Source organism: Rhodococcus sp. C26F, from assembly GCF_053345925.1.
The window spans coordinates 1-14097 of the sequence record NZ_JBKFBA010000010.1; the positions used below are offsets into that span (position 1 = coordinate 1).

Annotated in this window: 11 protein-coding genes and 1 pseudogene; 7 read left to right on the forward strand and 5 right to left on the reverse strand. The window is 66.4% G+C overall.

What is annotated here, in order from left to right; all coding sequences use genetic code 11:
- Positions 1-255: 255 nt before the first annotated feature.
- The 6 genes from ACLBYD_RS13380 to ACLBYD_RS13405 all read left to right on the forward strand — a co-directional run bounded on the left by ACLBYD_RS13380 (position 256) and on the right by ACLBYD_RS13405 (position 7229).
- Positions 256-1209 carry an ABC transporter permease gene (locus ACLBYD_RS13380; protein ID WP_447816819.1) on the forward strand — a complete coding sequence of 318 codons (954 nt, stop codon included), beginning with the start codon at positions 256-258 and terminating at the stop codon, positions 1207-1209.
- Positions 1206-2108, forward strand: a complete 903-nt coding sequence (locus tag ACLBYD_RS13385; protein ID WP_447816820.1) for an ABC transporter permease — start codon at positions 1206-1208, stop codon at positions 2106-2108. Before ACLBYD_RS13380 ends, ACLBYD_RS13385 begins: the two co-directional genes overlap by 4 nt.
- A gap of 48 nt (positions 2109-2156) precedes the next feature.
- Positions 2157-3737 (forward strand): ABC transporter substrate-binding protein, encoded by a 1581-nt coding sequence (locus tag ACLBYD_RS13390; protein ID WP_447816821.1) that lies wholly within the window; start codon positions 2157-2159, stop codon positions 3735-3737.
- A 112-nt stretch (positions 3738-3849) separates the two neighbouring features.
- Positions 3850-4788: an ABC transporter ATP-binding protein gene (locus ACLBYD_RS13395; RefSeq protein ID WP_447816822.1), complete on the forward strand. Its 939-nt coding sequence runs from the start codon at positions 3850-3852 to the stop codon at positions 4786-4788.
- On the forward strand, positions 4778-5809 hold the full coding sequence (locus ACLBYD_RS13400; RefSeq protein WP_447816823.1) for an ABC transporter ATP-binding protein: 1032 nt from the start codon (positions 4778-4780) through the stop codon (positions 5807-5809). The genes ACLBYD_RS13395 and ACLBYD_RS13400 overlap by 11 nt, the downstream gene beginning before the upstream one ends.
- Entirely contained in the window at positions 5796-7229 is a 1434-nt protein-coding gene (locus ACLBYD_RS13405) for an MFS transporter (protein ID WP_447816824.1), read from the forward strand. Before ACLBYD_RS13400 ends, ACLBYD_RS13405 begins: the two co-directional genes overlap by 14 nt.
- 29 nt (positions 7230-7258) lie before the next feature.
- Here the strand turns inward: ACLBYD_RS13405 and ACLBYD_RS13410 are convergent, their stop codons facing one another.
- The 5 genes and pseudogenes from ACLBYD_RS13410 to ACLBYD_RS13430 all read right to left on the reverse strand — a co-directional run bounded on the left by ACLBYD_RS13410 (position 7259) and on the right by ACLBYD_RS13430 (position 13231).
- On the reverse strand, positions 7259-8545 hold the full coding sequence (locus ACLBYD_RS13410; RefSeq protein ID WP_447816923.1) for an MFS transporter: 1287 nt from the start codon (positions 8543-8545) through the stop codon (positions 7259-7261).
- A gap of 176 nt (positions 8546-8721) precedes the next feature.
- Entirely contained in the window at positions 8722-9015 is a 294-nt protein-coding gene (locus ACLBYD_RS13415) for a DUF3263 domain-containing protein (protein ID WP_258260225.1), read from the reverse strand.
- Between the two features lie 28 nt (positions 9016-9043).
- Positions 9044-10476 (reverse strand): annotated as a pseudogene (locus tag ACLBYD_RS13420) (FadD3 family acyl-CoA ligase).
- Positions 10473-11654: an amidohydrolase family protein gene (locus ACLBYD_RS13425; protein WP_447816825.1), complete on the reverse strand. Its 1182-nt coding sequence runs from the start codon at positions 11652-11654 to the stop codon at positions 10473-10475. The pseudogene ACLBYD_RS13420 and the gene ACLBYD_RS13425 overlap by 4 nt, the downstream one beginning before the upstream one ends.
- 35 nt (positions 11655-11689) lie before the next feature.
- Positions 11690-13231 carry an AMP-binding protein gene (locus ACLBYD_RS13430; protein ID WP_447816826.1) on the reverse strand — a complete coding sequence of 514 codons (1542 nt, stop codon included), beginning with the start codon at positions 13229-13231 and terminating at the stop codon, positions 11690-11692.
- A gap of 135 nt (positions 13232-13366) precedes the next feature.
- On the opposite strand from ACLBYD_RS13430, the gene ACLBYD_RS13435 reads away from it, so the two are divergent.
- Complete coding sequence (locus tag ACLBYD_RS13435; protein ID WP_447816827.1) at positions 13367-14089, forward strand: enoyl-CoA hydratase/isomerase family protein; 723 nt, start codon at positions 13367-13369, stop codon at positions 14087-14089.
- The last annotated feature ends 8 nt before the right edge of the window (positions 14090-14097 follow it).

A 14097-nucleotide genomic window follows, 5' to 3' on the forward strand; every position in this document is an offset into this window, starting at 1 on the left:
CCTGTTCGGTGCACGGGTCCTCGCCGTGCATACGAGCCCGCCCGGCGCACCTTTCCGTCCCATATCTCGAATATCTTGCAGCACTGCAAGATTGCCGTTCTGTATAATTAGAAATTCCATTCGTCTTTTCTGTAATCCATATTGCCGCGGCCGCGGACAGGCTCTAATGTGTGGGGCATCACAGGTAGTGCACTCTGCTCGTGTTCTGCGTCGCCGTGATCCACGGCCTCGGTAGTACGACGAAAGTTGAGTCGGATGTTTCTCACAGTTTCGAAAAAGGTGGGCCGCAGCCTGCTGGTGGTCCTGCTGGTGACCATCGCGGTCGTCGGCCTGCTCGGTCTCGCGCCCGGCTCCGTCGCCCAGGTCATCCTGGGGGAGAACGCAACTCCCCAGGCGGTCGCCGAACTGAACGCCAAGCTCGGCCTCGACGCTCCTTTCTGGAGCCAGTACTTCGGGTGGCTGTCCGACGCGGTTCGCGGCGATCTCGGAACCTCGCCGTTGACGGGTCAATCCGTGAGCGAGGCGATCGCAGAACGACTGCCGGTCACGCTGCAGCTCGCCGCGATGGGTCTGCTGATCGCACTGGTGGTCGCACTCGTCATGGGGGTGATCTCCGCATCCCGCCCGGGTAGCACCGTCGACCGCGGCATGAACGCCCTGTCGGCCGTCTTCCTCTCGGTGCCCGCCTTCATCGCCGGCCCCGTCCTGATCTATTTCCTCGCGATCAAGCTCCAGATCTTCCCGGTGATGGGCTGGTCCCGTATCGGCGAAGGTCTCGGCGACAATCTGCGCAGCGCGATGCTCCCGGCGCTCGCCATCGCCCTCACCGAGATCGCAGCCTTCCACCGCCTGCTCCGTACCGACCTCATCGGCACGCTGCGCGAGGATTTCATCGCTGCGGCCCGGGCCAAGGGAATGTCCTCCTGGTACGTGATGTTCCGGCACGCACTGCGGCCCTCGTCGTTCTCCCTCATCACCGTCGCCGGTATCAACCTCGGCCGTCTCATCGGTGGCACGGTGATCGTCGAGACCCTGTTCGGCCTCCCGGGTCTGGGTCAGCTCGTCGCCTCCTCGATCACCTCCCGCGACGTGATCATGGTGCAGGGCGTCGTGGTCTTCATCGCCGTCGTCTACGTGGGCATCAACACCCTCGTCGACCTCAGCTACCAAGTCATCGACCCGCGGGTCAGGAAGGTGGTCGGAGCATGACGCAGGTCGCGCTCGAGAAGAAGGACGACGCACAGAGGGTCGAGTCGGCCGCCCAGGATCTGCCGAAGGTACCCGCGGCCAAGAAGACCCGCTCGGTGCTGGTCTACCTGTCGATCGCGTGGCTGGTGCTCATCATCGGTGCCGCGATCTTCGCAAGCGTGCTTCCGCTGGCGCCGTACAGCGTTCCGGTCGGGCCACCGCGGACGCCTCCGAACCTCGACTCCCTCGACACTCTCCTGGGAACCGACACCCTCGGCAGGTCGATCCTGTCCCGCGTCGTCTACGGTGCCCAGGTCTCCCTCGTCATCGGCGCCGTCGCCGGTCTCGTCGGCTTCCTGATCGGATCGTTCTTCGGCATGATCGCCGGCTACTTCGGCAAGCGCGTCGACGCCGTGATCTCGCTGCTGGCCGACGCGATGCTCGCCTTCCCGCCGCTGATCCTGCTCCTGGCCCTCGCCTCGATCCTCACTCCGAGCGTGCGGACCATCCTCTTCGGGCTGGGTCTGCTGGCGATCCCGTCGTTCATCCGGCTGTCGCGTGCGAACACCCTCGCCTGGTCATCGCGTGAATTCGTCAGGGCCGCGAAGAACATGGGTGCCGGCAGCGGGCGGATCCTGTTCCGGGAGATCATGCCCAACGTCCTCGCGCCCCTCGCGTCGTACATGCCCATCGTGATCGCGGCGCTCATCGTCGCGGAGGGATCGTTGAGCTTCCTCGGCCTGGGGATCCCGCCGCCGCAGCCCAGCTGGGGCGGAATGATCAACGACGGCAAGGACGCCATCGCCACGTCGCCGCACCTGGTGTTCGTTCCGGCGCTCGTCATCTTCTTCACGGTGTTCGCCCTCAATCAGGTCGGCGACCACCTCCGTACCAAGTACGACCGCACCCTGCACGACTGAACGCCCCGAAAGCGCTCGTACTCAGAACTTCCCGATGAAAGGTCGACCATGATTCGACGTAGAAGAATGTTCGCGGCGGTCGCCGTGGCCTGTTCCGCCGTACTGGTCCTGGGGGCCTGCGGATCGGGCGGTTCCGACACCGCCTCGGCCCAGGACGCCGCGGTGGTCGGCGATCCCGTGGCCGGTGGTGCCGCGACCGTCCTCCAGTCCGGTGAACCGCGCTCCCTCGATCCGGCCGCGCTGTCGAACACGTGGGCCCATCAGCCGGTGCTGGGCAACGCTCTCTACGGCGAGCTGATGATCACGGACAACGACACCTTCGACGTCGAATACCGTATGGCGACGGACTTCTCGACCGAGGACAACGGGAAGACGTTCACGCTCGCGCTGCGACCGGACCTGAAGTTCAGCGACGGCACACCGCTCGACGCCGCCGCGGTGAAGTTCAACTGGGACCGTCTGAAGGATCCCGCGCTCGCCTCGACGACGATCCGTCAGGCCGTCCAGATCGAGTCCACCGAGGTCGTCGACCCGACCACCCTGCGCGTGACGATGGTCGAGCCCAACCCGCAGTTCGCTCAGGCCATCGTGGCCGGTGCACTGAACTGGATCGCATCGCCGGCCGCGCTCGAGCAGGGGCAGCAGGCGTTCGACGAGAACCCGATCGGCGCAGGACCGTTCACCCTCGTCAGCTGGACCCGTCAGGATTCGGTCGAACTCGAGAAGAACGAGTCCTACTGGGACGCGCCGAAGCCCTACCTCGACCGCCTTACGATCCGGACGGTCGCCGACTACAACCAGCGACTCAACGCCGCGACGACCGGTGCAGCCGACCTGTCGCTGGAGTCGAGCTGGACCAGCCTCGAGCGTGCCGAATCTGCGGGCCTTGCCACCCAGGTGACATCGACCGGCGGTGGACAGTTCGCCGCGATGAACTTCCGCAGGGCTCCCTTCGACGACGAGCGCGCACGCCGCGCGGTGTCGCTCGCGGTCGACCTCGATGCGCTGAACACCGTGGTCTACAACGGTGAGGGCGAGGTACCCCATACGCTGTTCCCGGAGAGCTCGCCGTACTACTCCGACATCAAGCTCTCGGAGACGAATGCCGAGGAAGCTCAGAAGCTGTTCGACGAACTCGCAGCCGAAGGCAAGCCCGTCTCGTTCACCTACCTGTCGTACCCCACCGCCGAGAGCCGTTCGCTCGGTGAGGCGATCCAGGCTCAGCTGGCCGCTTTCGACAATGTGGACATGAAGGTCGAGGTGCTCGACTTCCCGACGCTCACGGCACGGAACGGCGCGCGTGACTTCGACATGGTCATCTCGTCGTCCATCACGCAGGACCCCGACTTCCCGCTGTCGATCGCGTTCGACTCCACGTCCACCGGCAACTTCACCGGTGTCAACGATCCCGAGCTCGACGCAGCTCTCGAACGTGGCCGGTTCGGCGCGACCGTCGAGGAACGCAAGGAAGGGTACGACGTCGTCCAGCAGCGCCTCGCCGATCAGGTGGTGGGTCTGTGGTATGTCCGGGCCACCCCCTCGGTCGCCTACTCGAAGGATCTGCAGGGCGTGCAGCTCTACACCCTCGGATCGCCGATCCCGGCCGAGTTCTGGCTCAGCGACAACTAGCCGATACAGCCGACAAGACGGAAGGGGCCGGCTCGCCGTGACCACTCAGCCGATTCTCGAAGTGAGAAATCTCCGTGCCTATATCGGCACGCCGCGAGGCACCGTCCGTGCAGTGGACGACGTGTCGCTCGATCTGGACTCCGGACAGGCGCTGGGTATCGTCGGCGAGTCGGGCTCCGGAAAGTCGGTGATGGCCCGGGCCATCATGGGGCTCATGCCGCCCCGCTCGGGACGATCCGGATCGGTGACCTTCCAGGGCCGCGACCTGCTGGGCCTGACCCAGAAGGAGAAGCGTGAGATCTGGGGCAAGCAGATCGCGATGGTCTTCCAGGATCCGGGTCGTTCGCTCAACCCGGTCGTCCGGGTCGAGCGGCAGCTCACCGAGGGGATGCGCAAGCACCTCGGCGTCAGCAGGTCCGAGGCACACACGCGGGCGCTGAAGCTCCTCGAGGAGGTGGGCGTCCCCGACCCGGAACGGCGCCTCCGCAATTATCCCCACGAGATGTCCGGTGGCATGCGCCAGCGCGTGATGATCGCGATCGCGTTGGCGTGCGAACCGGATCTGCTCATCGCCGACGAGCCGACCACCGCCCTGGACGTGACGATCCAGCGTCAGATCCTCGACCTGCTGCGGCGCGTCCAGCGCGACCGGGGCATGTCGATGATGCTCATCAGTCACGACCTCGCGGTGGTCGCAGGTCGCACCGACCGGGTGTCGGTGATGTACGCCGGACGGCTCGCGGAGGTCGGTTCCACCCGTGAGGTGTTCGAGCAGCCGATGCACCGCTACACCCACGCACTGCTCGGGGCGACTCCGACGATCGACCACGTGCGGCACGCACCGCTGCGGGTGATCAGTGGGTCGCTACCCGACCCGACGTCGCCACCGGACGGTTGCCGGTTCGCGCCGCGCTGCAACCACGCGTCGGACGAATGCCACACCACACCGCCCCCGCTCGAGTCGGTGGGCGTCGATCATCACGTTGCGTGTCTGAGCCCGGTGACCGTTCCGGTCGGGGCCGTTTCCGGAGGTGAATCCCATGGCCGGTAGTGGTGCCACTCATCTGCGGGGCGACGAGGCCCTGCTCAGCGTGCAGGACCTGGTCGTCGAGTACCCCACCGACAACGGCACGGTGCAGGCGGTCTCGAAGATCAGCTTCGACATCCTGCCCGGCGAAACTCTCGGCATCGTCGGCGAATCCGGGTGCGGCAAGTCGACCACCGGTCGTGCGGTACTGCGCCTGGATCGAATCACCTCCGGCCGTATCCGGTTCGGTGACGAGTGGATCGAGGAGGCGAGTGAGAAGCGCATGCGTTCCCTCCGGCGCGACATGCAGATGATCTTCCAGGACCCGGTCGCCTCGCTCAATCCGCGCCGGTCGGTCGCCGACATCGTCGTCGAGGGCCTGACGGTCGCGAAAACACCTGCGAAGGAACGGGCGTCGACATCGGTGTCGGTCCTCGAACAGGTCGGTCTGCCCGGCGAGCGTTTCGCCGACATGCTGCCCCGCCAGCTCTCGGGTGGCCAGGCGCAGCGCGTCGCCATCGCGCGAGCGCTCGCCCTGAATCCCCGGCTGCTCATCTGCGACGAGCCGGTCTCGGCGCTCGACGTGTCGGTGCAGGCGCAGATCCTCAACCTGATCGAGGAACTCAAGGCGGAGTTCGACCTCACCGTCGTGTTCATCGCCCACGATCTCGGTGTGGTGCGCACGGTGAGCGACAAGGTCATGGTCATGTACCTGGGCAAGGTCTGCGAATTCGGTGACTCCATCGAGATGTACGACGACCCGGCGCATCCCTACACGCGCGCGCTGCTCGATTCGGTGCCGCTGACCGACCCGGAGAAGGGTTTCGCCGGACCGCCCCTGGCCGGTGACGTGCCGTCGCCGCTCGCGCCTCCCACGGGTTGCCGGTTCCGCACCCGCTGCCCGATGGCCCAGGACCGGTGTGCCGAAGAGGAACCCGAGATGCGTGAGGTCCGTCCGGGCCAGTACGCGGCCTGCCATTTCCCGCTGCCGTCCGTGACCGGACGCGATCTTCCCGAACCCGCCGCCGTCGGTGCGGACGCCTGACCGACCGAAGGGCCGCACGATCCGGGTACTGGTCTTCGCGGGCATCGTCACCACGGTGATGTCGACCCTCGTCATCCCGCTGCTCGGTGAACTGCCCGCCCTGCTCGGAACCAGCCCGTCCAATGCGTCCTGGGTGGTGACGGTGACCCTGCTCGCGGGTGCCGTCGCGACACCCGTGACGGGACGCCTGGGCGACATGTACGGCGCGCGCCGGATGCTGCTGGTATGCACGATCCCGCTCATCGTCGGGTCGTTCCTGTGTGCACTGTCGTCGTCCCTGGCACCCATGCTCGTCGGCCGTGCCCTCCAGGGCGCGGGCTTCGGGATCGTGCCCCTCGGCATCAGTGCGTTGCGTTCCCTCGTGCCACCGGCGCGTCTCGGCTCGGCCATCGCCCTGATGAGTTCGTCCCTGGGGATCGGGGGAGCACTCGGCCTGCCGCTCGCAGCAGCCGTCGTCCAGTACACGAACTGGCGGATGCTGTTCTGGGGAGCAGGTCTCGCCGGTGTGCTCGTCGCGGTGCTCATCGCGTGGCTGGTGCGGGACACCCCGGTGCCGGCGGAGGCGGGTCGATTCGACCTCGTCGGCACCCTCGGGCTCTCGGTCGCGCTGGTCGCCGGGTTGCTGGCGATATCCAAGGGCGGCGACTGGGGCTGGACGGGTGCGACGATCCCGATCCTGTTCGCGGTCTCGATCGTCGCGTTCGTGGTGTGGGGCCGGAGGGAACTGAGGACGCCGGCACCGCTCGTCGATCTCCGGGTCTCGAAGGGGAACCGGGTCCTTGTCACCAACATCGTCGCGACTCTGATCGGTTTCTCGATGTACTTCCAGGCGCTGCTCGTTCCCCAGATCCTCATGCTGCCCACGGAGACCGGATACGGACTGGGACAGTCGATGGTGGCCATGGGGCTGTGGTGCGCACCGGCCGGTCTGCTGATGATGGCGATCTCCCCGCTGGGGGCACGGCTGACGACCCTGCGTGGCCCCCGCACGACCCTGTTCGCGGGCTGCCTGATGATCGCCGCGGCCTATGCCTCCACGGGACTCCTCATGCGATCGCCGTGGGGTCTCATGGCGCTCACCTGCTGCGTCGCGGCGGGGATCGGACTGGCGTACGGGGCCATCCCCACATTGATCATGGGGGCGGTGCCGCCGACGCAGATCTCGTCGGCCAACAGCGTCAACACCCTGCTGCGTTCGGTCGGAGGCACGGCGTCGGCCGCGGTCGCGGGGGTCGTGCTGGCGCAGACGACCGTCGCCTTCCGGGGAACGTCGATCCCGTCCGAAGGAGGACTCCTCACCGGCATGTTGATCGGGGCGGTGTCCGCACTGCTGGCCGCCGCCGTGACCCTGGCCGTCCGACGTGTCCGGCCCGAGGACCGGACCGATACGGAACCTGCGACAACCGCCTCCCGGCCGTGACCCGCACCCGGTCGGGAGGCGGGAGAGCGTCAGTGATGGGAGAGAGCGGTGGGGTGTGCTTCGTTGTCGATACCCGGGATGCCGCGTCCACGCAGCGATGCACCCGCGGTCTCCGCCACGAAGTAGAGGGCGACGAGGCCGACCGCGCATGCGCCCATCATGTAGAAGGCGGGCATGAGGGCGTTGCCCGTCCGCTCGACGAGCCATTCGTTGATCGCGGGAGCCGTACCGCCGAAGATCGAGGTGGACACGTTGTACGAGATGGCGAACCCGGCGAACCTGACCTGAGTGGGGAACATCGCGGGGAAGGTCGCCGAGATCGTCGACAGCTGCATCACGTACAGCAGGCCGAGCACGGTGAAGCCCAGGATGGCCCAGCCGAAGCCCATCGACATCAACATGTACATCGGCACGGCGAGAACGAACAGACCTGCCAGCGACGCCGCCCAGAGGGGCTTGCGCCCGATCCGGTCCGACAACGCCCCGGAGAACGGGATGACCGCCATCATCGCGAGCTGACCGATCAACACCAGGATCAGTGCCGAGGTGGTCGTCAGACCGATCCGATCCTCGAGATAGGTCGGCATGTAGCTCAGCAACGTGTAGTTGCAGACGTTCAGCGCGATGACCAGACCCATCATCTTGACGATCGGCCGCCAGTACCGGGTGATCAGGTCCTTGAACTCGGCGCCGACGCTGGCCTCCTCCTGGTGCGCCTCCTCGAGTTCCTTGAAGACCGGTGTCTCGTCGAGTTTCGAACGGAGGTAGAGGCCCACCAGGGCGAGCGGGCCGGCGACGAAGAACGGCAGTCGCCAGCCCCAGGTCGCCATGAAGGCGTCGGTGGACAGCAGATCGATCATCAGGACGAGGAACGCACCGGCGGAGAAACCGCCCAGCGTGCCGAACTCGAGGAAGCTGCCGTAGAAACCACGCTTGCGGTCGGGGGAGTACTCGGCCATGAAGGTCGCCGCGCCACCGTACTCACCGCCGGTGGAGAAGCCCTGGATCATGCGCAACAGCACGAGCAGCAGGGGCGCCCAGAACCCGATCGATTCGTACGAGGGGACAGCGCCGAGCAGAACCGTCGAACCACCCATCAGCAGGATGGTGAGTGCCAGGATCTGACGACGACCCAGCCGGTCGCCGAGCGGACCCCACACGAAACCGCCCAGCGGCCGCATGATGAAGGAGACCGCGAAGACACCCAGCGTGAGCAGTGTCGCGGATTCGAGATCGCCGGGGAAGAACGAATCGGCGATGTAGGTGGCCGTGTAGGCATAGACGCCGTAGTCGAACCACTCGGTGAAATTACCCATGGCCGACGCGCCGATGGCGCGCCGTACCGTCTCCGGCTGCTCTTCGTGAGCGTCCGGTGTCGGGTCGACGGAACCGTTCTCCACGATTGCCCCCTCCGATCGAGCTCGGTGCCTCGGCGGATACCCGAGTCGAGGGAGGACGAAACCGATTCCCGTGAAGTTCCTCGAAGCCGTGGTCAGGCGGACAGTTTGCTGAGGGGATGCGCCGACGAGGCGTACCGTGCCCGATCACGCCGGCCTGCCGCGGCGGCGATGTCGACGGTGTCGAGCCGCTCGTCGCAGATGCGCACGAGTTGCTCGAGGATGTGTGGTTCCAACTGGTTCCACCGATGCTTGGTCAGCAGGCCGCGGAGGCGGTGGAAGTAGTTCTCGGGGGTGATCCCGAAGGTGACCCAGATGTCCTCGTCGGGTCCACCGTTCCAGTGCCGCCACTTCACGGCGAAAGCGATCATCGCAGCTTCGTCCGACATGCCGGAACTCCTGTCTGAGGGGGATGTGTCAACGGAGTAGTTCTTTGACGACCTTGCCGGTCGCGTTGAGGGGGAGCGCGTCGATGTACTCGACGACACGCGGGACCTTGAATCCCGCCATGCGTGCGCGGCTCCAGGCGATCAGGTCCTCGGCGGGGACGGGATCGGACGAGACGACGAACGCCTTGCCCACCTGTCCGAGCCGTTCGTCGGGGGTCCCGATCACGGCCACCTGGTCGACGGCCGGGTGTTCGAGCAGGAATCCTTCGATCTCGGCGGGATAGGCGTTGAAGCCGCCGACGACGAACATGTCCTTCTTGCGGCCGATGATTCGGAGGTGACCGTCTGCGTCGATCTCGCCGAGATCGCCCGTGTGGAGCCATCCTTCGGAGTCGACGGTTGCGGCGGTGGCCTCCGGATCGTCGAGATAGCCCTGCATCACGTTGTATCCGCGGATGAGTACCTCGCTGTCGGTGGCGATGCTCACTTCCACGCCGTCGCAGGGTTTTCCGACGGTCGCGGCGATCTGTTCGAAGGTGTCGCCGCGGCGGGAGGCCGTGGCGGTGCCGGCCTCGCTCAGGCCGTATCCCGTCATGATCGTCTCGAAGGGCAGTTCGTTTCGGATCCGGCGGATCAGATCGACCGGGATGTCGGCCGATCCGGTCACGGCCGCGCGCAGCGACGACAGGTCGTGGGTCCGGTCCTGCTGCGCTGCGAGGAGCGAGTGATAGAGCGTGGGTGGTCCGGGCAGCATGGTCACATGTTCCCGCTCGATCAGGTCGAGGACGGTGTCCGTCTCGAAGACCGGGACGGGAATCATCGTGGCGCCGCGGATGAACGACGCGACGAGACCGGCCTTGTAGCCGAACATGTGGAAGAACGGGTTGACGAGCAGATAGCGGTCGCCGCGTCGCAGATCGGCCAGATCGCACCACTCGGAGAACATCCGGAGGGTCTGCAGATGGTTCATCATCACGCCCTTGGGGCGTCCGGTGGTGCCCGAGGTGTACATGATGTCGGCGATGTCCTCGCCGGCCACCTCGCGGACGAAAGGCCTTCCACTGTCGAGGAAACCGGATGCGATGTCGATCCGGTGGACACCGGCCGGCACCGCGTACTCCTGGTCGAGGAAGCCGTCCTGCACGAGGGTCAGCTTCGCTCCGCTGCGCCGGATGATGTCGCCCGCTTCGTCCTTGCGGTAGCGGGTGTTCACCGGGACGAGCACACCACCCGCGGTGAGCAGACCGAATGCCGCGACGATCCACGCGGCGGAGTTGGGGGCCCAGATCGCCACCCGATCACCCTTGCCGACACCTGCGTCGGCGAATGCCCCGGCGGCGCGGCGGATTCGATCGGTGAGATCGGTGAAGGAGATCCGGAGGTCCCCGTCGACGACCGCTTCGGCATCACCGAAGCNTCGCCGGCGCTGAGGACCATCTCGGGGATGGTCCGCCGGCTCATACCTTCAGGAGCCTCGCGAGGTTGCCGCCCATGACCAGCTTCTGGTCCTCGAAGGGCAGGTGCTGGATGTGCTGGATGTAGGTGGTCGGCTCGGCCAGGCCCTCGGGGTGCGGGTAGTCGGAACCGAACAGCACGCGCTCGGCGCCGATGAGGGCGGTGAGCTTGCTGAAATCCTCTTCCCAGAAGGGACTGACGTGGATGCTCTTCTTGATGGCGGCGACCGGGTCCTGCATGCCGAAGCCCTCGGGCGCCTTCTTGTAGACGTCGGTGAGGGTCTGGAGGACGTGCGGGAGCCAGGACGCGCCGTTCTCGATCACGGCGATCCGCAGTTCCGGGAAACGGAAGAGAGCTCCGTGGCATACCCATGACGCCACCGCGTCCTGGATGGGGCGCCACTCGCTGACCATGCGGAAGGCGTTGGTGACGAACGGGAGCATCTCGTCGGAGGAGCCTTCCCAGTCCTGGTTGTACCGCGCGTAGCCGCTGTCCGAGGAGTGCTGGGTGACCAGCACGTCCAGCTCGACGACACGCTTCCAGAACGGGTCGAACTCGGGGAGCGCGAACGAGCGCGGCCCTTTGTAGCCGGGGACCGGTGCCGGGCGCACGAGGATGGCCTTCGCACCGCGCTCGACGCACCACTCCAGCTCCTCGATCGCCTTCTCGACGATGGGAAGGCTGATGACGGGAACGGTGAAGATGCGGTCCTTGTAGTTGAATCCCCAGGTTTCGTACAGCCACTGGTTGAGCGAGTGGACGACGGCGTGGATCAGCTCGGGGTTGTCGCGCATGCGCTCCTCGACGAGGCTGGCCAGCGTCGGGAACATCAGCGTGCGGTCGATCTGGAGCTCGTCCATGAGCTCGAGGCGCGCGGCGGGATCACGGAAGGCCGGGATCGACTTCATCGGCTTTCCGAAGATCTCCCGCTTGCTCTTGCCCTCGGGATTGCCGTTCTTGAAGTAGTCCTCCATCGCGCCCGGGCGGGCGACGACCTCGAAGGTCGGGTTTGGGATGTACTCACTGATCTGGCCACGGATCGCGATCTTCGTGCGGCCGTCGACCTGCACGTACTTGATAGCACCCTTGTACTTGTCCGGGAGGAACTTGGTGAGAGCTTCCTCGGTCTCGTACAGGTGGTTGTCCGCATCGAACAACGGGTACGGCAATTCTTTCGCGGGCATCGAATCCTCCTTCTCCTGTTGTGAGAATACTATTCTCATAGTTGGGCGGTCGCAATATCCTGGCGCACGCGGAACTTCTGGATCTTGCCGCTGGCTGTACGCGGGAAGTCGTCGACGCGGTGCAGTTCCTCGGGCCACTTCTGCTTGGCGATGCCCGCCTGCAGGAAGTGCGCGCGCACTTCCTCGAGCGTCGGCATCGGGTGCCCGGGACGCAGGCGCAGGACCGCGGCGGCGTGTTCACCGAGACGTTCGTCCGGCGCCGACACCACGGCTGCCTCAGCTACCGCGGGCAGCGTCAGCAGGACCTCCTCGACCTCGAGGGCGCTGATGTTCTCCCCGCCCCGGATGATGAAATCGGCCTTGCGGTCGGTGATGGTGAGGAAGCCGTCCGCGTCGACGATCGCGACGTCCCCGGTGTGGTACCAGCCGTCCTCGTCGAACGCGCGGGCCGTGAGTTCCGGGTTCGTGTATCCCATGCACAGGTCCGGTCCGCGGCTGAGGATCTCACCGTCGTCAGCGATGCGGATCTCGACGCCCGGGCATGCATTGCCGTCGGTGAACAGGCGCTTGTCCACCGGATCGGTGACGAGTGAACTCGTGATCGACGGGTGCTCGGTGCTGCCGTACGCGCGGAACACCGTGATGCCGAGATCGTCGAGTCGGCGGGTGACCGCGGCGGGCACGGTCGACCCGCCCAGGCCGGCGTACTTCATGTACTGCAGGTGCCGGTCCGGATCGAAGTTCGGGTGGTCGAGCAGGCTGGTGATGAAATAGGTTGCGCCACCGCCGATCACGAGGCCGTCGCTCTCCATCAGTTCGATCGCGCGAGCTGGATCCCAGACATCGAGCAGGTTGATGGGGGTGTGGTCGAGGATCGGGATGAGGAAGGCGTTGACCATGCCGATGAAGTGACCCACCGGCGCCCCCGTGAGCTGTGAGCCGCGGTCATCGGGATAGCGCTCGGAGAGCTGCCTCGTCTCGAAGCCGAGAGTCCGGTGCGTGTGGATCACGCCCTTCGGATCGCTCGTGGTGCCGGAGGTGAACGCCAGCAGTGCCGGCTGCGAGGGGTCGACGGGGAGCACGCCCTCGAAGGGTTCGTCGTCGAGCAGGTCGTCGAAGTCGCGTCCCACGACACCGACGACGGGGACGTCGGCGCACAGTTCGGGCCGGTACTCGGTGTAGCCGAACTTCTCGGCACACACGAACACCTTGGGAGCGGACTCGCGCAGGATGTACCCGAGTTCCTTGGGACCGTAGAAGTGGACGATCGGCACGACGGTCGCGCCCAGGAAGGACGAGGCCCAGAAGACGGCCGCGGCCTCCATCCAGTTGGGGAGCTGGAAGGCCACCACGTCGCCGGGGCCGACCCCGCGGCGGTGCAGGCCGGCTGCGAGGCGCCGCGCGACCTGTTCGACCTCGCTCACGGTGCCCGACCACGGTCGGATGGTCGAGTGGATGCGGAACTCGGTGTCGGGTGCCGCCTTCAGGCCGCGCGCCAGCATGTCGCCGATCGTCTCGCGAGTCCACCACCCTTCGCTCTCGTAGCGTTCGACCAGTTCGGAGGGGATCTGCCGCATCTGAAAGCTCCAGTGTCCGGGGTGGCGTCACGCCGCCGTTCGTCGCGGCGCGACCGGTGCAGACCGGCCTTGGCCGGTTGTGGAGATGTTATTCTCCGAAAAGTAGAATTCCAATATCAGTTCGGAGAGCAGACCATGGTGGAGCTGGAGCTCGACGACGGACTCGCCGTCGTCACCATCGATCGCCCGCACGCGCGCAACGCCATCGCCCCCGAGACGATGGACCAGCTCGAAAAGGTGCTCGACGAGGCCGAGCAGGCGCAGGCGCGTGCCCTGGTGATCCGTGGTGGGGGCGACCGCGCCTTCGTCTCCGGCGGCGACCTGAAGGAACTCGCCAAGCTCCGCACCCACGGGCAGGCCGCCGACATGGCCCGGCGGATGCGCGCCGTGTGCGACCGGATCGCGGGCTTCCCGGCGCCTGTGGTGGCCGCGCTCAACGGTCACGCACTCGGCGGGGGTGCCGAGGTGGCCGTCGCCGCCGACATCCGTATCGCCGCGGGCGACATCAAGATCGGCTTCAACCAGGTGTCGCTGGCGCTCATGCCCGCTTGGGGCGGTGCCGAACGGCTGGCGTCGCTGGTCGGGCGTGGGCGTGCCCTCATGCTCGCCGGCACCGGTGACATCCTGCGGGCCGAGGAGGCCGAACGCATCGGCCTCGTCGACAAGGTGATCCCGCGGGAGGCCTTCGACGAAGGGTGGCGCACTCTCGGTCGCGCCCTCGCCAATCCGTCCTCCGCGTCGATCAAGCGTGTCGTGAACGGCGCGAGTCCGGAAGAGGCGGTCGACGCGTTCGCGCGGTTGTGGATCGCCGACGCCCATTGGGAAGCGGCCGACAAGGTGCTGTCGCGCGGTAAGTAGGGACCGAG

Coding starts and splice junctions, on each gene's coding strand:
- ACLBYD_RS13380 (WP_447816819.1), top strand. CDS start 256: ATGTTTCTCACAGTTTCGAAAAAGGTGGGCCGCAGCCTGCTGGTGGTC.
- ACLBYD_RS13385 (WP_447816820.1), top strand. CDS start 1,206: ATGACGCAGGTCGCGCTCGAGAAGAAGGACGACGCACAGAGGGTCGAG.
- ACLBYD_RS13390 (WP_447816821.1), top strand. CDS start 2,157: ATGATTCGACGTAGAAGAATGTTCGCGGCGGTCGCCGTGGCCTGTTCC.
- ACLBYD_RS13400 (WP_447816823.1), top strand. CDS start 4,778: ATGGCCGGTAGTGGTGCCACTCATCTGCGGGGCGACGAGGCCCTGCTC.
- ACLBYD_RS13410 (WP_447816923.1), bottom strand. CDS start 8,545: ATGGGTAATTTCACCGAGTGGTTCGACTACGGCGTCTATGCCTACACG.
- ACLBYD_RS13415 (WP_258260225.1), bottom strand. CDS start 9,015: ATGTCGGACGAAGCTGCGATGATCGCTTTCGCCGTGAAGTGGCGGCAC.
- ACLBYD_RS13425 (WP_447816825.1), bottom strand. CDS start 11,654: ATGCCCGCGAAAGAATTGCCGTACCCGTTGTTCGATGCGGACAACCAC.
- ACLBYD_RS13430 (WP_447816826.1), bottom strand. CDS start 13,231: ATGCGGCAGATCCCCTCCGAACTGGTCGAACGCTACGAGAGCGAAGGG.
- ACLBYD_RS13435 (WP_447816827.1), top strand. CDS start 13,367: ATGGTGGAGCTGGAGCTCGACGACGGACTCGCCGTCGTCACCATCGAT.